The organism is Micromonospora sp. NPDC050417 (genome assembly GCF_044458865.1).
Lineage (GTDB): Bacteria > Actinomycetota > Actinomycetes > Mycobacteriales > Micromonosporaceae > Micromonospora_G.
In genome coordinates this window covers 58,026-77,355 of the sequence record NZ_JBITIH010000025.1, presented here as the reverse complement: position 1 = coordinate 77,355, position 19,330 = coordinate 58,026, and the positions used below count along the sequence as shown (strand labels likewise).

General features: G+C 67.8%; 16 protein-coding genes. 5 read left to right on the top strand and 11 right to left on the bottom strand.

What is annotated here, in order from left to right; translation table 11 throughout:
* Nucleotide 1: 1 nt before the first annotated feature.
* From ACIBF5_RS27425 to ACIBF5_RS27400, 6 genes are all read right to left on the bottom strand, one after another.
* Nucleotides 2-577 (bottom strand): flavin reductase family protein, encoded by a 576-nt coding sequence (locus ACIBF5_RS27425; protein WP_396815763.1) that lies wholly within the window; start codon nt 575-577, stop codon nt 2-4.
* 1 nt (nt 578) lies between these two features.
* Entirely contained in the window at nt 579-1,061 is a 483-nt protein-coding gene (locus ACIBF5_RS27420) for a type II toxin-antitoxin system RatA family toxin (RefSeq protein ID WP_396815762.1), read from the bottom strand.
* Nucleotides 1,054-2,352, bottom strand: coding sequence for an aspartate aminotransferase family protein (locus ACIBF5_RS27415; RefSeq protein ID WP_396815761.1), 1,299 nt, complete (start codon nt 2,350-2,352; stop codon nt 1,054-1,056). Before ACIBF5_RS27415 ends, ACIBF5_RS27420 begins: the two co-directional genes overlap by 8 nt.
* Nucleotides 2,349-3,413, bottom strand: a complete 1,065-nt coding sequence (locus tag ACIBF5_RS27410) for an SDR family oxidoreductase (protein WP_396815760.1) — start codon at nt 3,411-3,413, stop codon at nt 2,349-2,351. The genes ACIBF5_RS27415 and ACIBF5_RS27410 overlap by 4 nt, the downstream gene beginning before the upstream one ends.
* Before the next feature lie 113 nt (nt 3,414-3,526).
* Nucleotides 3,527-4,654 (bottom strand): acyl-CoA dehydrogenase family protein, encoded by a 1,128-nt coding sequence (locus ACIBF5_RS27405; RefSeq protein WP_396815759.1) that lies wholly within the window; start codon nt 4,652-4,654, stop codon nt 3,527-3,529.
* 590 nt (nt 4,655-5,244) lie between these two features.
* Complete coding sequence (locus tag ACIBF5_RS27400; RefSeq protein WP_396815758.1) at nt 5,245-5,985, bottom strand: response regulator transcription factor; 741 nt, start codon at nt 5,983-5,985, stop codon at nt 5,245-5,247.
* A gap of 505 nt (nt 5,986-6,490) precedes the next feature.
* Between ACIBF5_RS27400 and ACIBF5_RS27395 the strand changes: the two genes are divergently transcribed.
* The 4 genes from ACIBF5_RS27395 to ACIBF5_RS27380 all read left to right on the top strand — a co-directional run bounded on the left by ACIBF5_RS27395 (nt 6,491) and on the right by ACIBF5_RS27380 (nt 8,949).
* The gene (locus ACIBF5_RS27395) at nt 6,491-6,748 is read left to right on the top strand and encodes a hypothetical protein (RefSeq protein WP_396815757.1); all 258 of its coding nucleotides are present in this window, start codon (nt 6,491-6,493) and stop codon (nt 6,746-6,748) included.
* 475 nt (nt 6,749-7,223) lie between these two features.
* Nucleotides 7,224-7,805 (top strand): hypothetical protein, encoded by a 582-nt coding sequence (locus ACIBF5_RS27390; RefSeq protein WP_396815756.1) that lies wholly within the window; start codon nt 7,224-7,226, stop codon nt 7,803-7,805.
* A 383-nt stretch (nt 7,806-8,188) separates the two neighbouring features.
* Complete coding sequence (locus ACIBF5_RS27385; RefSeq protein ID WP_396815790.1) at nt 8,189-8,782, top strand: lytic polysaccharide monooxygenase; 594 nt, start codon at nt 8,189-8,191, stop codon at nt 8,780-8,782.
* A 41-nt stretch (nt 8,783-8,823) separates the two neighbouring features.
* Nucleotides 8,824-8,949 (top strand): hypothetical protein, encoded by a 126-nt coding sequence (locus tag ACIBF5_RS27380; RefSeq protein ID WP_396815755.1) that lies wholly within the window; start codon nt 8,824-8,826, stop codon nt 8,947-8,949.
* A 395-nt stretch (nt 8,950-9,344) separates the two neighbouring features.
* On the opposite strand, the gene ACIBF5_RS27375 is transcribed toward ACIBF5_RS27380, so the two are convergent.
* Both ACIBF5_RS27375 and ACIBF5_RS27370 read right to left on the bottom strand, forming a co-directional pair.
* Nucleotides 9,345-11,354, bottom strand: coding sequence for a hypothetical protein (locus ACIBF5_RS27375; protein ID WP_396815754.1), 2,010 nt, complete (start codon nt 11,352-11,354; stop codon nt 9,345-9,347).
* 351 nt (nt 11,355-11,705) lie between these two features.
* Entirely contained in the window at nt 11,706-14,075 is a 2,370-nt protein-coding gene (locus ACIBF5_RS27370) for a polysaccharide lyase family protein (RefSeq protein WP_396815753.1), read from the bottom strand.
* Between the two features lie 29 nt (nt 14,076-14,104).
* Here ACIBF5_RS27370 and ACIBF5_RS27365 point away from each other — a divergent pair, with 29 nt between their 5' ends.
* A complete protein-coding gene (locus tag ACIBF5_RS27365; protein WP_396815752.1) occupies nt 14,105-14,476 on the top strand; it encodes a hypothetical protein in 372 nt (123 codons plus the stop codon).
* An 804-nt stretch (nt 14,477-15,280) separates the two neighbouring features.
* Here ACIBF5_RS27365 and ACIBF5_RS27360 read toward each other — a convergent pair.
* The 3 genes from ACIBF5_RS27360 to ACIBF5_RS27350 form a co-directional block, all read right to left on the bottom strand.
* Complete coding sequence (locus ACIBF5_RS27360) at nt 15,281-16,312, bottom strand: DUF808 domain-containing protein (protein WP_396815751.1); 1,032 nt, start codon at nt 16,310-16,312, stop codon at nt 15,281-15,283.
* A 368-nt stretch (nt 16,313-16,680) separates the two neighbouring features.
* Nucleotides 16,681-17,667 (bottom strand): hypothetical protein, encoded by a 987-nt coding sequence (locus ACIBF5_RS27355; RefSeq protein WP_396815750.1) that lies wholly within the window; start codon nt 17,665-17,667, stop codon nt 16,681-16,683.
* Nucleotides 17,668-17,978: 311 nt separating this feature from the next.
* Complete coding sequence (locus tag ACIBF5_RS27350) at nt 17,979-19,262, bottom strand: glycosyltransferase (protein ID WP_396815749.1); 1,284 nt, start codon at nt 19,260-19,262, stop codon at nt 17,979-17,981.
* Between the last annotated feature and the right edge of the window lie 68 nt (nt 19,263-19,330).

The window sequence follows — 19,330 nt, the reverse complement described above, 5'->3', positions numbered from 1 at the left end:
GTCAGGACCTCCTGGGTTGGGCGGGTAGAGGGTCGCTACCGGCCGGAGCCAGTCGCCGGTAGTCGCGGGCGTGCCACAGCAGCGGCTGCCCGACGTGATGGGAGACGGTCAGGATCCGACCGACGACGATGGTGTGGTCGCCACCGGGGTGGGTCTGCTCAACGCCGCAGGTGAACACGGTCAACGCGTCGGCGAGAATGGGCACCGCGTCGACAATGCGGTACGGGGCGAGCGTGAACCGGTACCCGGGTTGCGGTTCGGGGTTGGCGAACGCGTGCGCCAGCGTGGTGTGCCCGGCGGCGAGCGCGTTGACGGCGAAGCGACCGTGCTCGCGCAGCCGGGCGAGGGTACGGGCGCCGTTCGCGGCGCAGACCAGCAGCAGCGGCGGATCCAGTGACAGGGAGCAGACCGCGCTGGCCGTCATGCCGGCCGGCCCCGTCGGTGCGAGGGTGGTGACCACACTGACCGCGGCTGGCAGGTGTGCGAACGCCTCGCGCAGGGCCTGGGTGTCGACCGCCACGGCGGGTGGCGCCTGGTCGCATCCGGTGGTGGCGTCGCGGGTGGCCGCGGTCGACATGTCACCCCTCCAACGCAGCGGCGAGAACGGGTGCGTTGGCGTCGTGGAACGCGACGTCGTCACCGAGCAGGCCGTGCAGGATGAGCTGGATGTTCTCCACCAGCGCCTCACAGGCGATCGGATTGACGATCGCCGCGAGGCTGGGCATACCGAGGTCGAAGGTGCACGCGAACCGCACCCTGACGTCCGGGCCGTCCTGGCACACCGCCCAGGAGCCGTCGAAGAGGTGGAAGTCGCCGTCGATCTGGGTGAAGGCAATGGTACGGGCGGCGTCGTCGAAGGTGTCGCGTTCGGTCCAGCACAACACGCCGTTGCGGAAGTTGACCGACCAACGGGTCTCGACGCTGTGGTCGCCAAGGGTGACAACCTTGACCTCCCGCACGGCGTCGGTGTAGCGGGGGTAGGCGCCGAAGTCGCGCAGCTTGCGGTAGACGTCAGCAGCGAAGGTGGCTGGGACGAGGGCGTCGGTGGTGACATCAGGCACGGTCGGCGGCCTTTCCGTGAGCGGGGACGTGGCGGGTGAGCTGGCGGGCCGCGGCCGTCAGGGCGTGGTGCAGCTCGTCCAGGTCGCGGTCGGTCATGACGGCCGGTGGGGTCAGTCGGACGACCCGGTGGGCGTTGAGGGAGTGGTTGACCACGACGCCGGCCTCCAGCAGGTGCAGCATGAGCTGCCCGGCGAGGGCCTCGTTGGCCAGCTCGATGCCGAGCAGTAGGCCCCGGCCGCGGATGTCGGTGACGACCTCGCCACGGAGTTCGGCGAGCGTGTCGTCGAGCATGCCGCGGATGCGGGTGCCGAGTTCGGCGGCGCGAGCGACGAGCCCGTCGCGGGCGATGACCCGCACCGTGGCGGTCGCCGCCGCCATCGCCACCGGTGCGCCGGCAAAGGTGGAGGTGTGCAGAAACGGGTCGCTGTCGAACGGCGCGTATGCCTGGGCGGTGGCGACCGCCGCGGCCACGGGGATGACGCCCCCGGAGAGGTTCTTGCCCACGAGCAGCACGTCTGGCCGTAGCCGCTCGGCGTCGGCACCCCACCAGGAGCCAAGGCGCCCGAGACCGGTCTGGATCTCGTCAAGGACGAACATCGCCCCGTGGGCATGACAGAGCTGCTGCACCATCGGCAGGTAGCCGGCGGGGGGAACGATGACCCCGCCCTCGCCCTGGACAGGTTCGACCACGACACACGCCTGTCCGGGGTGGTCGGCCAGCACGGCGGCGAGGGCGTCCGCGTCACCGTACGGGACATGGATGCTCTCCAGCAGCGGCCGGAACGGGTCCTGGAAGACGGGTTTGGCGGTCAACGCGAGCGCCCCGGTGGTCTTGCCGTGATATCCGCCGGAGGCCGAGACGAGGACCCGCTTTCCGTGGGCACGGGCCAGCTTGATCGCGGTCTCGGTGGCCTCGGCGCCGGAGTTGACGAAGTGGACGTAGTCCAGGCCGTCCGGGGTCACCTCCGCCAGGGCCGCCGCCGCGGTGGCCATGGTCGGCTCCAGCAGCAGCCGGGTGGCCATGGGGTGTCGGCGGATCTGGTGGATCACCGCGTCTGTCACGTCGGGGTGGGCGTGCCCGAGCAGGAAAACCCCGTAGCCACCGCAGTCGAGATACTGGCGGCCGGTCGCGTCCCAGACGTGGGCGCCGAACGACGCCACCTCGACCACCGCACCGGTCATCGCGGCGAGCCGGGCACGCCCCCGGCCGACGTGCCGGCGGTAGGTGTTCAAGACCGCTGCCGTGTCGACTCCGGGTTCCTGCGCGAGCTGAGCCTCGGCGGTGGTCATGCCGATGCCTTGACCGGAACGGCCAGCGGCGACACGAGCTTCTTCGTCTGGGCCAGGTAGATCAGCGATGCCCGGTAGGCGTCGGCGATCTGCTCGGCGGTCAGCGCCGGGGTCTGCTGCGGCAGCCTGCCGAGTGTGCTGGGGAAGACCGGCGCGTTGACGAACAGCGCGGTCATCGCGAGGAGGTCGTCGAAACGCCGCCGCGCGGCCGACGGGAGCGGGTCGATGAACACCGGTCGGATGAGCCGGTCCACCATCTCCGGTTCCACCATCCGGGGACGGTTCACCGCGATACCCAGCTCGGCACCAACGGCGACGGCAATGTCGATCAAGGTGTCGATCGTCGGGGCGGCGTGGCCGGCGGTGATCCACGCCTCTCCCTCCTGCTGCCGGTCGGCCACGAGCGCGGCAGTCGCGCGGGCGACCACATCGCACGGGACGAAGTCCAGCCGCGACGTGGCAGGCATCGGCAACAGCGGCAGCACGTTGCGCAGCAGCACGGTGGAGATGTCATGCAGCCCTTGGAAACGACTGATCGCTCCCGTACGCGAGTCGCCGATCACCACCGACGGGCGAATGATCACCGACGGCACGCCACTGTCCCGTACGACCTGCTCGGCCGCGCGCTTGGAGTCCAGATAGTCCTCGGGACGGGCTGCGGCGTCCCCGCTGTCGTGACCCAGTGACTGACGGGTCAGCTCCGCACGGGCAACGAACGCCGTGGAGACGTAGTACAGGGGCGCGCCGGCGTCCTCGGCGAATGCCGTCACCTGCCGGGTGCCGGCGACGTTGACGTCCTGAGCCATCTGAGGCCCGCCGACGAAGCCCGTGTGCGCGGCGCAGTGGACCACCGCCTCGATCCGGGAGGCCAGCGACGCGTACGAGGCCGGGTCCAGACCAAGCCTCGGTGCGGTGATGTCACCGGCGACCGACTCGTTGGCACCGGGGCAGGCGGTGCGGTGGACCAGGGCCACCACGTGGGCGGGTGCCAGGTGCGGGATGAGGGCGGTGCCGATCACCCCGGACGCGCCGGTCAGCAGCACCGTTCGAACAGCCGTCATGATCACAACCTTGAGTAGACAGGGGTGAGGGCAGCACCAGCGCACGGCAGCGTCGGCGGGGCGTGGCACACAGATCACCGACCGGGCCAGCGGTAGGTCGGCGGGAAGGCGACCTAGGGGACGCGGAGGGGCCCGCCGGTGAAGTAGTCCCGCAGAGCCGGGGCCATCCGGTGGCGACCGGGCGGGTGGAAGGCCAGCGCCCGACAGGCACCCGCGAGGTAGGCGATGTCGCCCGAGGAGATGAACGACAAGCCGCCCAGGCCCTCGACAGCCAGGTCGAGAACGCGGGTAATGGCGTCCTGCACCGCGTAGCGGCACACCAGCGCGTCGGCCAGCCGCTCGTCATTGATCGGCCCCATGGCGGTGGCGGCAGTACCTTCCAGCAGCAGCGTCGCCGCCCGTACGGTACTGGCGACCTGCGCCTGCACACCGACGTCGGCGCGGGGAGCGGCAAGCAGGCGGTCGACCAGCGCGGTGGCGGCGCCGAGGTAGCTGGCGGACATCAGCAGCTCGAACCAGACGAACCCGACCGTCTGCAGGTGGTCCAGCCGGTCCCCGTCGACCAGCTCCGTCCGCACGACCAGGTCCTGGGGGACCTCCACGTCGGTGAAGACCACCTCGTCGCTCTCCGCGCCGGCCAACGCCGGGGTGTTCCAGAACGGCCGTACCGACACTCCCGGTGTCGTCGCGGGCACGACCGCGACAGCGAGTTGCGGACTGCCGTCAGTACCGGGCAGCGTCACCGAGGCCGTCATCAGGTCCATCGAGTGGGCCAGGCTGCACGGCTTCTTCGTGCCGTTGAGCACCACCACTCCGTCGCGTTCGGTGGCCGTCATCGTCGGGGTGAGAATCCCCTGACCGGCGCGGCCCTCGGCGAATCCGGAGGCGACCAGCAGATTGTCGCGGGCGATCGCGGACAGCAGCATCCACTCCATCCCGGTTGACCGGGCAACCACCTCGACCAGTGACGCCGCCGAGAAGTGGTGCATCGTCGTGGCCACCGCCAGCGACGGCGATCGGAAGCCGATCGCCCGCTGCACCCGGGTCGCGGTCAACAGATCCGTCCCGCGTCCACCATGGACCTCCGGGACGAGCAGCGCCGGCCCCCCAGCCTCCCTGAACACCGTCAACCCTGGACCACCGGGCTGCTCCCAGGACATCAACGGCGCCTCAGCCAGCCGCTTGTCCAATCCCGGAAGAACCTCGTCCAGTACCTCGCGTGCGTCATCGAGCAGCCGCATAATCGAGCCCCCACTCAACAAGCCTTCTGCATGGAAGACCGTGAAGCCGACGTCCCGTACGGGATGCCGCACTCCCTCCCCAGGTCCGGGAATCACGTTAGGAGGCAGGACTACAACCACCGTCACAGTCGGCGGCAGGGCTAAGAGAATTCTTACCCAGCAGGCGTGACGCAACCATAAACGTCGCTGCATCCGGCTTGCATCCCCGCTGACCACAAACCCGGCGGATCCGGGCCGGCTCCACAAGCCGGGCGTCCTATTTGATGGAGGAGGACCGATCGGCCTGCCATGGGGGTTAGGCGCTGCTGATCCTGGTAGATATCGACCTGTCGCGCGCTCCCGGCAGGAGTTCGACGAACACGTGCTGCCCGGCCGTCGCCACGAGCAGCGTGTCGCGGCCCGCAGGCTCACCGGCAGCGTACGTGAGCCAGCGCATACGTCAGCCGCGCCGGCGGCCGGTCCGCGCCAAGGGGCGACTCTCCCGGTACGGCAGCGGACACGACGGTAACCATGGCGGGACGGCTATGACAGCCGACTGCGACGTCACATCGTCACACCGCACCGAGGTCCTCGACGCGGCGGCACCGCTGTCAGTTGTCGTCAGGCGTACGGACCCGGAAACCGACGCCACGCACGGACTCGATCCAGCGTCGGTCGCCGAGCTTCGTCCGCAACGAGCCGACATGCACGTCCAGGGTCCGGGTGGACCCGTGCCAGTTCTCGTCCCACACCCGCTCGATCAGCTCCTGACGGCCGACCACAGCCCCCGGGTCGTCGAGCAGCGCCGCGAGCAGGTCGAACTCCCGCCGGGTCAGTGTCACCTCACGGTCGTGCAACGAGGCACGGCGTACCCGAAGATCTAGCCGCAGCGGTCCGTGACGCCGCTGCTCCTCCCCGCTCGCCCCACCGGTCGCCGCGAGCTGCACACGGCCCGTTTCACCGACCGTTCCCCGCCGCACCACGGCATCCATCCGGGCCAGCAACTCTCGCATGCTGTACGGCTTGACGACGTAATCGTCCGCGCCGGTCTGCAACAACAGAATTCGGTTCAATTCATCACCACGGCCGGTGACAACGATGATGGGAATCCACGAGTGTTGCCGGATGCGCCGGCACACCTCCTGGCCATCCAGATCCGGCAGCCCCAGATCCAGCAGGACGAACTCGACCTCCCCGAGCACCGCCAGCGCACCACCACCGGTCGTCACATGCTGCGCGTCGTGGCCAAAGCGCTGTAGCGCCTCGATCATCACGTCCGCAAGATGCTCGTCGTCCTCCACCACCAGCACCCGCACGGCCCCCGCCCCCAGTTGACCTCGAGTCCACCTCATCGACGAACACACATATCATCGGGGTCAGCCGATATCATAGGCGAGATCCTTTACTTGTCACGCGCTGAAACCTGTCAGTGACAGGGCGCACGGCGACGCTCGCGACCAACGCCCAAGGCGAGCAGACAGCCTCCCGATTCACAGGTGACCTGGCCCCGACCGTGGCACCACAGCAGGTGCGTGCCTGTTTCGCCCGGCCGCGGCGTTCACAAAGGAAACAACATGACGATGTGTTGGTACCCGATCGGGGGATCTGACTCGAAACCATCAGCGGACGAACATCCGCACGACGTCCCAGAGAAAGCCCCGAACGGTCATGTGTTGTCGACCGCGTGGCCCCTCCACGCCATGCCCCTGTCACTCGACCCCGTTCCCGGAACGATTTGGCAATCCGACCCGAACCAGGTCTTATCCTCGGCGGGATCGCATTCCATGCCTTGTTGCCCACCGGCTCGATGCCGTAGGCACCGCGACGCGGTTCGCCGGCGCCCCGGTGGTGAGATGCGTGAACCGCGCGCCGACGACAATCGCGCACGCACGCGCCACCCCTCCACTGTTTGGTGATGACGGCACAACAGATGCAGTGGTGGTCGACCACCAATGGTTTGTCATGGATGACGTGCCGGCAGACGACAGTGGGATCGGCCGCCTGGTCGCCCTCGCGTCCATCCAGGCCGAAGCCATCCTCGACCCACTTCGAGTCGACAGGACCGACACGCCGTCGCCCTCGCCATCGCCGCCCGCCGAGCCGGATCCCACCTGAGCCAGGTGCGCGTGCGCGTTCGGCCGGGCACATCGATCGGCACGCCCCCGTACGATGCCCGACTCAAGGTGCCAGGGTGCGGCGCACGATCAATCGGCACCGTGCGCAGTCCCGCTCGGCGGAGCACCCCCACCCGCGCGGCAGGTCGACCGGTCCGAATGAACACTGAGGTTCGTCGATGTTGCCGGGGCGCGTCCAAACATGTTGGAATGGCTCACATCGCCGCAGCACGGGGGCAACCGTGCTGAGAACGGCCAGCACGGGAGCATCGCAGTGCCGGCAGCGCGCCGCTTCCCCGGACGCTCGCGTGCCGCATCGCCGGGCCATCTCCACGACGACGGCAGGCGTCCTCGCCCGCCGTACGTATCCCCCGGCACGTGTCCCCGACGGCCGACGCGCTCGGCGCCCGACACGTCGGAGGCGTCCAATGCGGTCTGCCAGCGCACCAGAACCGGCGACGAGATGAGAAGCAATCATGATTTCCTGGGAGAGTTTCGCGGGTTGGTACCGAAACCGCCTGGTGTGGGTGGCGGTGATCCTGCTGGCGGTGTCGGCCGGCGCGGTCATGCTGGTCAACCGGGCTGCCCCGCAGACGGAGCCGGCGGATCTGCAGGGGCAGATCGTGGCACGGATGCGTACCACGCTCGAACAGGCGGATCCAGGGCAGCACCACCACGCCGGACACGGCGTCCAGCAGGTGGCCACGGAGGAGGAAAGACCGGCGGTGATCTGCGGGGTCCGCGTCTACGGCTATGAGCCGACCGAGGTCACCGCGCTCGCCGACGTGCGAACGGTCTACGGCTTCCACCTCTGCGGGGTCGCCGAGCAGAAGCGCCCCTGGGACGTGGCGGTCAAGCTTGCCGGCCCGGTGATCATGGATATGTCCACCGACCCTCCGGGCATCCAGGTGGTCGAGGCGACCGCCGACGTCATGTTCGTCGACCGGCTGCGGCAGATGTTCCCGGGCACGTACGCGGAGTTGGCACTCAGGGAGGCGCTGGCCGACTCGGAGATGGCCGAGTTGCGCCGCCGGTACGACGCCGCGGCCGGGGCTTGACCACGCCGGACGGTCGGGCAGGGCGGTCGTACCCGCACCCACCCGACCGCCCGACCGACCCCGCGAGCCCAGAGACCGAACATCTCCTTTGCCGCGCCCCCCGGAGCGCCGTCGAGCAGGCTGGCCCAACTGCCCGGCGTTGACAATCCGGGGAGCCGCATTCGACGGCGACTCCGGTCAGCTCGATCCATATCCACCCTAGATAGATCAGATTTGATATTTACGTTCATGGATGTAATAGTTGGTTGGGAGCGTTCCCATCCCGATCTCTAGTACCGAGGAACGGAGGATGAACAGTGCGTCCACACAAGTCCAACCAATCCGGCGGACGATCCCAGCCAGCCGTCCGTCAGTCCCTCCGAGGGCTCGTCCTGCTGTTCGCCATGGTGGTCGGCATGCTGCCCTGGGCCGGCGCAGCCCAGGCTCACGGCACCATCATCAACCCGGCAAGTCGCGCCTATCAGTGTTGGAAAACCTGGGGCAGCCAACACACGAATCCAGCCATGCAGCAACAAGACCCCATGTGCTGGCGGGCGTTCCAGGCCAACCCCGACACCATGTGGAACTGGATGAGCGCGCTGCGGGACGGACTCGCCGGCCAGTACCAAGCCCGTACCCCGGACGGGCAGCTCTGCAGCAACGCCCTTACCAGGAACGACAGCCTGAACCAGCTCGGAGCCTGGAAGACGACCACCGTCAGCCGCAACTTCACGGTTCAGATGTACGACCAGGCCAGCCACGGTGCTGACTACTTCCGGGTCTACGTCACCAAGCAGGGGTTCAACCCGACCACCCAGCGCCTCGGGTGGGGCAACCTCGACTTGATCACGACAACCGGGCGCTACGCGCCAGCGCAGAACATCTCGTTCAACGTCTCGGTCTCTGGACGCACCGGAAATCACGTCCTCTTCGTGATCTGGAAGGCGTCGCACATGGACCAGACCTACATGTGGTGCAGCGACATCAACATCGTCTGATCGGCAAGACTGACAGCGCGGCACAACTCCGGCCCAGGGCATTGACGTCCTGGGCCGGATCGTCGTTCCGGTGGCGCCGTACCGCTACCGCGTTGGTTCCCGCCGAACTGTACGACGTGGTCGTCGATGTCGTGGAGGAGCCCACGGTCGAGGACCTCGACATCTGAACAACCCGGTGCGGCACCGGGAAGGGGGCGAGGCGCGGATCCGGCCCCAACGGGTACCCCACGTCCACGGACGGACCGCCCTGCCCTTCCAGGCGTACGCGGGTAGCACTCAGATCGGCCCGACCGAGACGCGAACGGCCAACGACGAGTCGAGCCTCGGCTCGATCCGCCCATTCAATTTCGCTGTGGGTGACAGTGGCCCGGTCGGCACAGGAGCCACCCGCTCCTCCTCGCCGGCCCGCCCTGGATGCCTCCAGGGCGGGCCGCGATCTGCCTCCAGGTGATGAGGCCCGGCACAGCCGACCGCGCAGCGTCGAACCCGACCCGCGCCTTCCCGCCAGCCGGTCCGATGCCGCACGTCATGGAGGTGGCCTTCCGCGTTCAACTGCGGAGACTCACCACGTTCGAGGTGGGCGACCGCTGTCGGCAGCAGTGATGCTGGTGAAGGTATAAGTGTCGTCGCCGATCCTCAGGGTGGTAGCGACCGGCGCGTCGGCCAGACGGGAACTGGTGTGCCGTACCCGGATGTGGTCTCCGTTCCTGATCACACCCGGCTTACTGCTCCAGCCACCTCGCGTTTGGTACTCACCGTTGACGACACTGATGAGTGTCGGACCAGTCAGGCCCTCGACCTTCCACTTCCTACTGCTCACCTTCTTCCCGGCCTTGACGTCAGTCGCATCGGGGAACGGCGCGACATCAAAGACTTTCTTGCACATCTCGACGAACGCGGGCCACCCGGGGGAGTCAACATGGCCAGCGTTCTGCCGCCGGAAGCCGACGTACCCGTCAATGAACGCCTCGTCGAACGGCGGCGTCCCACCGATCGACTCGCCGGGGCCCGAGGTGAATTCCGTGCCCGGCGGCACGACCAGTCCATCGACGCCGACCAGGTTGTAGACCGCCGTGGCGTGGACGCCAGCCAGATACATGCCCCTCGGGTCAGCCCACGCGTCATTGGCGTTGCCACCCGTGATGTACACGACGCGCGGCGCGGCCAGTGCCACCATGGAATGGCCGTCAACGCTCATCAACTCCAGCTTGCGCGGCTTGTAGGTGCCGTTCCTCACCGAGCCGACGCCGGGGTTGTCCGGATCGTCAACCAGCGGGCCCATCCACTTGAAGTAGTTCCCCGCCATCCAGTGGTATTCCAGGCTCTCGCCGGCGTTGTTGGGATAGTCGCCCTCCACCTCAAGATCCTGTCCCCAATGGCGGCGGTTCATCCTCGCCCCGAGGGATCCGGACGAGCTCGCGTAAGCCGCCTTGATTCGGGGATCGTAGGCGGCGGCGACGGTCGTGGCCTTGCCGTACCGTGAGTGCCCCTGCACCCCGATCCGGTTGGCATCGGCACCGACGTACGTGGTCGACGCGCCGAAGAAATCGATCAGTCGGCTGATACCCCAACTCCAGGCGGCCAACGTGCCCCACTCGTCCGGCTTCCTCCACCTTCCCTTATTGATCAGGCCGATGATGTAGCTGGACATGTTGGCCCCGCCGCTGTCGGGCTGAAGCTGGGCGTTGGAGAACCCGAAGATTCCCCACCCCTCCGGTCCCAGGTTCGACCATCTTCCCGTTCCACCGAAAACGATCACGACTGGGACAGTGGTCCGAGCGTCGTACGCGTGCTGTGGAATCCGGAGTGTGCCGAAGATCCGTGGCACGTTCCGCACCTGCGGGTAACGGGACGTGTCGATGTTCCCGGTCACCGTCCGTTCGACGTACGCGACACCATCCGCCGTGCCGTACGAGACCTCCCCGAGCTCCCAGGTGATCTTCGGCCAGAGACGACGATCCGGAATCTTCCCGTACAACTCCTCCTGGACTGCGGTGAAGATCTCCGGGCGGCGCCTGTTCCACCAATCGTCGGGCGTCCTCACACGCGTCCGGTTCTTCATCACCAGCAGTTCGATCGGGGTGTAGCCCCAACCGTCAACCTCGGGATTGTCGCCGGTGCCGAGCCCGATCGCGCCGTCACCGGTCGCGTCGTCATAGCTCGTCCAAAGTCCACCCAGCGCTCCCCTCCTCATGGGGTGGCGAAGGGCATCAAACCAGAGCCGGGCCGCCGGGTCTCCTGTGACGTTCGGCGGACGGTTCGGGTCGTCAGACCACGAGCCCAGGGTCGGCAGCCTGATTCCAAGCTGGCAGAGCATCTGGTCACGATCCTGAACGGTGCTGATCGGCAGCGTCGGAAACGCTCCGAATTTCTCCACACACTTATTCGTCGCAACTTCGCTGTGCGCGGCGGGGAGGGTCGAACCGAGTGCCGAGCCAGGCGCTGCCGCGACCGCCAAGCCCAGGGGTGAGACACCGACGACACGAAGCAGAGTGCGCCTCGATGTGCCTCGCCCGCCACCGCCACCCGAATCAGGACCGCGACGCGGGCCTGGCATGTCCGGATTCTTCATTGGTTCTCTCCTGTCGGATCGGCGCTTGTGTCTCAAGCGACAGGGACACAATTGGTTGGCGACTCAGCGGCTCCTTACGGCCACGGCCGCAGCGATCGTTACCGGCGCGGGGATTCGGAGCCAAGCGACCACGCCAATTGTCATCAGTCGCCGAGACGCCCACGCATCAGAATTTCAGGAGTTAGGTCGGACAACGACCCTCGGCGAAGATGGCCGGATCCCGCCAGTCGCTCAGCAATGGAGCCGGGTTCCTACGCCAATCCACGTCGAGCCGACGTGCGGAGCGTGCCGACGGACTCGTACGGGAGGGGGGTTCGCCTCGTGCCCGCCGCGGCGGGCACGAGGCGGCCGTCAACGCCCGGTGAACGCGGCCTGGGCTCGCCCGCCGTTCGCGCTGACCCGGACCTCGAATGTGCTTCGGAACAGATTCGGAGCACCGCTGAAGTCCACCGCGACCTCGAACGTCGCCGTCCCGCCGGGCGGGATGCTGGCCGCGACGGGGACCGGGAACCGGCCCGGGTCCCGGCTCGTGATGGCATAGCCGGACTTGTCGGACTTGCCAGGTCCGGTCGGCGCGAAGCTGTCCAGCCGTACGTCGTTGGCGGCACCACGGCCGGTGTTGGTCACCTCGACCGTCCAGACCGTCGGGCCCGGGCGGCCGTGCCGGTTGCGGACGACACGGGTCACCCGGCCGGCCAGTTGCGCCCGGCGGACCGCCGGGTCCTCGTCCACCTCCAGCAGCAGGGTGTCCCATCCCAACCCGTCGCCAGCGGCGGTGCCCGCGCCGCGGGTGAACGTGATCGTGTTGGTCCCGACGGTCAGCATCGACGCCGGGAACGACAGCGTGGCGAGCCGGGGGAATCCGCTACGGTCGGCCTGGCGGGCGATCGTCGAGTCGTTGTTGTTCGGCAGCGAACCCGTGATACCTGTCGCGGAACCGTTGACGGCCACCGTAGGACGGCCACTGCGTTGCATGGAACTGGACACCGTGAGGTACGCGGTACCGGTGTACGAGCGGTCCAGTTCGAATGCGACCGTCCAGGTACCCGCGTTCGTCTGGGCGTAGTACCAGTCCTGTGGTTCCCAGCTCTCCCCGATCGTGAACGTCAAGGTCCCCGGTACCTGGGCCGGTTTCTCGAAGTTGCGGGGATTGGCAAACGTCTTCGGGTCGGTGGCGAGCGCGAACTCGCCGCCCATCCGGTCAGCGGAGCCGATCTGCCAGAGGAAGGTGGTGTGGTTGGTCGGCGCCCACTCGATCTTTCCGAGATCTTGGCGCGCACCGCCGACGGTGATTCCGGTCAGCTTGAGCTGATCGGTGACCGATCCGGTGGCGGCAAAAGCGTAGAGGTTGTACGTACCGGGGGTGCGGGTGCCGGGCTGCCAGGCCGGTGGGATCCCGGGCAGGCTGAAGGAACCGTCCTCGGCCGTCTTCACGAAATAGGTCGGCTCGTGAATGGTGTACACGTCAGTGACGTCCTGGGTGGACAGCAGGACCCAGTAGCCGCCAGCGGGCCGGCCGTCCGCGATGCGCAGCCGACCGGTGACCGTGGTGCGTTGGTGGGGCCGAGGGTAGAAGGGGTCCTTGATCCAGTCCGAGCCACCCCGGTTCTCCTCGATCTCCGCCTTGGCGATCTTGGCCGCCTTGGCGATCATCGCGTCCGGGTCGTCCGGGTCGCCGGTGTTGACGAAGGTGTACCACGGCCCGTAGAGCCGCTGGTAGCCGGCGAACAGCGGATACGCCGGCAGCCCGTAGTGGTTGGCGCCGAAGTAGTTCAGGATCAGCGCGTCCTGGTGGATGGCCAGGTCCTGGTGGTTGGGCCCGACGCCGTAGAACGCACACAGCGTCTGGTCGGTCACCCCGCCGAGCGGGGTGAACCAGGCTCCGAAGCCATGCCCATAGTGTCCGAACATGGGGTTTTCGTGGTGGTACAGGCTCCAGTCGTACTTCGAGTAGACGCTACCCGCTGGCAGATTGCCGGAGTTGCTCTCCGGCGACGGCAGGTCCGGGTTGTTGACGCCGTCGACTCGCCGCGCCTCGTCCTGGGTGGGTACCTGCGTTTCCAGGTAGGCGTACGTCGGCTGCTGGCCCTTGCCACGCTCCCAGTTGAACGCGTGGTCCAGGATGGACCGATCCCAACGCGCGTTCATCCGAACCTCGTTGATGGATTGCGCGACCACCGCGGTGAGGATGTCGTACCCGTACAGACCCCGCTTGCCGCGCCGCATGATCAGGTGGTGCTCGTGGCGCAGCCGAGGGCTGGTGTTGTCCACGAACGCCACCTCGACGAGATCTGCGCTGGCGCGCAGCACCCGCACCTCGGTGCAGACCAGCCGGCTGGTTCCACCACCCGCGTCGACGTAGAACGAGTGCTGGCGGTCAGGGTCGCGCGGCTCTGTGCCGTTGAGGTTGTGGGCCAGTTCCACCCCGTCTACGACGATGGAGGTCGCGGTAATGGAGACATCCGTCCAACCGGTGACGATGCCTCCGGCCGCGTCGTCACGGCCGAACGTGAACCGGATAAGTCCGTTGTCGAGCACGAGAGTGTCGATGTCACCCGGAAACGGGTAGTTGCCGGGAGCTGCCGGGACGCCGTTGATCAGGACCCGTACGTTCGTCGCCGTAGGCGCCGCCCAGGCGGCGTCTCGGCCCATCACCACAGGCGCCGCTGCGGCGGCGCCCATCAGTCCGAGGGCGGTTCGTCGGGACACTTCTGCGGCCATGTGACTGATCCTCCTGTCTCAAAAGCCCGATGACGGTGGTACGAGACCGGCCGCCGTGGGCGCTGAACGAGATCTCCCTGTCGGATGCGATGAAGTGCGGTGCGTCGGCAAGGTCGACGGTCGCCTGCGGGGTGGCCGTGACTCCGGGTGGAAGCCTCACCGCGTCCTACCCCGACCCGGTGCCGGCGGTGGTTTCCGTGCCGCGGGTGAACGCGATCGTGTTGGCCCCGGCGGCCACCATCGACGGCGGGAACGACAGCGTGGCGAGCCGGCGGAAACCGCTGCGGTCGGCCTGGCGGGCAATCCTCCGGTGGTTGTTGATCGGCAGCGAACCCTTGAGACCCGCCGCTGACCGCGACGCCGCGCTGGCGCCGTCGAGAAGCAACCGGCACGTGGTCTGATCCTGGTGGTTGTCCATGGGACCGCTCCCGTCTTACAAACGATTCAGCTACAGGCGCGCGGCAACCAATATTCGCGCCACGGGGTCGAACAGCCTTTAGAGCCCGGAAAACACAGCGGCAGGTGGACGCACCGGCGGTGGCGTATTCGCCGGCGGGAGAGCATTGGCTTGAATCGATTCAGGTTTCAAGAGTGTTGCGGGAGGAGGAGTATCTTGTCAAGAGGTGGGCGCAGAACGCGCACTCGCGCGCACCCGTGACGCGCCTCTATGAGCAGGACCCGCACCTGGCTCATGGAGCCGGCGGCTTCGGCCCACGGCTGGCCAGGCATGCCGAAACCGCCGCGCGCCGCTCGCGCTGACCTCGCCGGAGTTCGCCCGCGAAGGGCGGACAGGCCGCCGCACACCCGTCACCTACCGTAAGGCTCGGTCAACGGCAGATCACGGCTCGTCGTCATGAGTCGGGTCTGGTGGTGGCAAGCGACGCAGGTAGGTGGTCATCATCGCCGCGAAGGAAAACTGGAATGCGGCCGAGGCGAGACACGGCACGTAACAAGGTGTCGCGTACGACGAAGCGAAGGCCCTCGTGAATCTGCCGCCAGATCCGCTGGCGACCGCCCGGGTGCTGCGGGGTCGACTCACGGTGACGGATATGGGAGATGGCCCGGAACGACACCACGAGGAACAGTGCGCTGGGCGCGGCGGCACGCGAGCTTCCACTGCTCGTCCCCCGCCCTGGCGGGACCACCCCGCGCGCGGAGATGGTCCCTCGCCAGAGCGCGGGGGCGAGCAGCGGATGATCTTGTACTCAGGCGCGCGGTGCCCCGTCGGCAGAAGCATCGGGACGCCGAGCCGCACGGCGCGGCGTCGCGGGGATGATGCCGTCAGTGCCAGCCGTGTCCGCCGCAGCCACAGCCTTGGGCTTGCGACGGTGAAGCGTGAAAGTCAAGACCAGCACGACCAGAGCGCCGACGACCAGTCCGAGGATCGCGCTGGCCACCGTGTTGACAAGCCAGCCGACGAGCCCGCCGAAAACACCCGTGGCGTCGTGAGCGGCTTCCTCCACGTGGTGCACGACCTCGTACAGGAAGTGCAGGCCCAGCTCGTCCGTGCCTACCAGCAGGATGTGTCCGCCCACCCACAGCATCGCGGCGGTGCCGACCACCGTCAGCACGGTGAGCACCACCGGCATCGCCCGCACCAGACCGCGGCCGAACCTGGCGGTGGCACCGGACAGTTGCGACAGGCGCAGCCCGGCATCGTCCATCCTCACGATCAGCGCCACGACGCCGTACACCAGAACGGTGATGACGACGGCGACGAGAGCCAGGATCGCCAGGCGGGACCAGAACCCCTCGTCGATCACCTCGTTAAGGGCGATGACCATGATCTCCGCCGAGAGGACCAGGTCGGTCCGTACGGCCCCGGACACCAGCGTCGTCTCGTCCTGCACCTTTTCCTCGCCCGCGCCGTGGGCATCGTGATGGGCGATCTTGGCCCACACCTTCTCCGCACCTTCGTAACACAGGTAGGCGCCGCCGAGCATGAGGATCGGAGTGAGCAGCCAGGGTACGAACTGACTGAGCAGCAGCACCGCCGGCAGGATGATCAAGAACTTGTTGCGTAGCGACCCCAGGGCAATGCGCTTGATAATCGGCAACTCGCGCTCGGACGCCAGGCTCCGCACGTACTGCGGCGTGACGGCGGCATCGTCGACAACGACGCCCGCGGCCTTGGCGCCGGCCTTCGCGGCGGCCGCCCCAATGTCGTCGACCGACGCGGCAGCGGCGCGAGCCAGCACCGCCACGTCATCCAGCAGGGCTACGAGTCCACTGGCCAAGGGGATGGTCCTTCCAGAGTTGAGCAGAGTCCGGGCTTCCCCATTCTCGCTCAGGTCCCTGCCCGAGGCATGTCACCGGTCACGCCGCGTCAGGTAGCCGAGCTACTGCAAGGCACGGCCTCGCACCCCGATCGCCGCGATCTGATCCCATACCGGGCCACCCGGCACCGCCGCGAGCGTGGTGAGCACGGTCGGCGCCGCCATTACCGCAGGTGCGGGTCACGACGGCGCCGACCGAACCCGGGCACCTCGGCGAGGAGCCACCCGGGCCTCGGAGAGCCGGGCAGCGTACGGCGATTTCTGATCCGCGACCGCGACGGCCGGTTCCCAAGCACCAACCCCCGTACACCACATCGGGTAGGGCCGTTCTACGGTCCTTCGAAGGTCAGATACGGCAGTGTCATGGTGTGGATCACCACTGGGGTCGCGCTGGCGAAGTCGGTGCCACCGTGCCACCGCACACCGCTCGGGCAGAGACACTCCCACTTGACCTGCTGACCGCCGAGGATCATGGGCCGAACGTGGTGATTGGCGTCGTTGTCCTCCCCGAAGGCCACCGCTTCCCCGGTCGCCACGTTACGCATCACCAGGCGAAGCGGGCCCGGCGGCTCATCCGGAACGTGCACACCAACGTATGTTCCGTTGGAGAGACTGAAGAGGTACGGCTCGCTCGCGCCGATCGTCGCCGGCACCAGGTCGGCCAGCAACCGGTTGCCCACCTGTCCGCTCCACTGGTACGGGTGCCGGTCGGACGTGAACAGCAACGGCCACTCGTACGGGCCGAGCCAGTCGATGCGGAAAGAGCCGTCGTCGGTGATCGGCGAGTAGCGCAGGTCGCGGCGATTGTCCGGAGTCGGGCTGACGATGCCGACGGCGCCGTTCACGATCTGCTGCCCCGGTTCGGCACGCCGTTGCCCGACGATGGTTGCCCGGTCATCCAGCTTGATCGGCGACAGCCGCTTCGTCTCACCGGTGCCCAGCGTGATCCGCCGGGCGGTCTTCTGCGTTCCTGTGCCACCGTCCGGGCCAACCCACTGGGCGCCGTACGGGCTACCGGAGTCCGGCAACACGAACAGGTTGTACGCACCGGCCGCCGGCACCTCTATCTGCACATGACCGTGGGCGTCGCTGCGAGCCGGACAGAGGTCCGGCCAACTGAAGGTCAACACCGGGGTGGCGAAGACACAGATGTTCGGCACTGGAAGATCGGTGGCGCGTTCGACGAGCTTGGTCGTGATGGTCGCACCGGTCGGGTCGCTGGCCTGCGCGGCGTACGCCGGGGTGCCGGCCGCCAACGCGACGATGAGTGCCGGAGTGAGCGCCAGCCCGAGCCGGCGCGGCAGGAATCTCTTCATGTTGCTCCCCTACGGTCGTTGGAGAGGGGTCCGGGAACCGCTCGACCTCGGGGTCCCTCGTGCAGGCACGCTAGTCGATCAACATGCCGACGCACAGTGGACGATTGGCTAGGTGATCATCGACCGGTCCGGGGCGCTCATACCCGACCAGACCATCACGTTCCCTGATCGTCACCGATGTCTTCGGCACTCAAGCCCAACAGCTCGACGATCAGCCGCGCCGCGATCCGCCCACGGATCATCCACGGCAAGCGAAACCTGGAGGAGCGCTCGCCGCCACCGTCATGGCCAGCCCGACCGGCTCCCCACCTTCACGGACGTACGGTCGTCTCTCCGCTCGAAATCGTCGCAATGAGATGGGAGTAATCGTCGGCCAGTCGTGGCATCGTGTAACGCTCAAGCACCACCTCTCTGGCACGCTCGCCGAGGTCTCGGCGCAAGTCCGCATCATCGAGCAGCCTGGCGAGCGCGGCGCGTACCGCGTCAAGGTCGGTGGGGTCGACGAGCACGCCGTTGCGGCCGTTCGCGATCTGTTCCCGCAGACCGCCGACCGCGGAGGCGACCACCGCGCGGCCCTTGACCATCGCCTCGGTCACGGTAAGCCCGAACCCCTCCTCCAGGCTCTTCTGCAGGACCACGTCGGCTCTGCGCTGTAGCGCGTTCACCACGAGCGCGTTGAGTTCCGGCCGCCTCAGTGAGATGTTCACGATGTGCACCCGCGCCCTGTCCGGTTCCGGCAGGTCGCGAAGCAGCTCCTGCACCTCGGTCAGCACGGCTCGCCCGTCCGGGTCGTCGGGGATGTCCGCCGGGTCGGTTCCGGCGAGGAGAAGGTGTACGTCCGCCGGCAGCCTGACAGCACAGCGCACCACCCCGGGCATGTCCTTGAGCGGATCCCACCGCGACACCTGCAGCACCACGCGCGCATCGGGTGGCAACGGCGCCTCCTGCGTGACGGTCACGCCTGGCGTGGCGCTGTCGGCGGTAAGGCCGATCCTGGCCAGCACCGAGTGGATCTCCCCTGCGGTGAGCTCCCGATTCTTCGGCGCCGACGGGTCGACCGCAGGAGGAATCACGAACACGTGACGTACGCCCGGCGGGGCGAACTCGGGCAGCGTGGTGACCACGGCGTCCAGTGTGGCCAACTCGGTGTGGAATGCGCGCCACACCGGGCCGGGCCCGCGTTCGGGTGCGACGACGGCGCCGATGTGGCAGTGCCACACCACCCGTACGCCCAGGGCTTTGAGCCCTGGTGCGAGGCCGAGCGTCTGTGGGTCGTGCAGAATCACGACATCCCCGGGCGTCAGGCGCTGGGCGAACCACTCGACCTGCGGCGCCAATGTGTCGCGGTAGGCGCGCATCAACTGCGGATCCTTCATCTGCTCCGGGTCGCTGCGGCCGTGCAGCAGCATGTGCAGGTACTTCGTCACGTGATAGAAGGCGGGGGTTCCGGCGATCACCGCCCAGCCGGCGTCCTGGTGGCGCAGGAGCCCTCCGATCAGCTCGGAGACCCCTCCCCCGGTGGCGGTCGCGTTCACATGGACGAGTTGCGGCCCGCCGGCGGCGGCGGGTTCGACCTCCCATGCCGGAGTCAGCATCGGGGTGCCCTTCTAGGAGAATGTACGCACAGAACGGCAACAGTCGCCGCGACGGAACATGGGCCAAC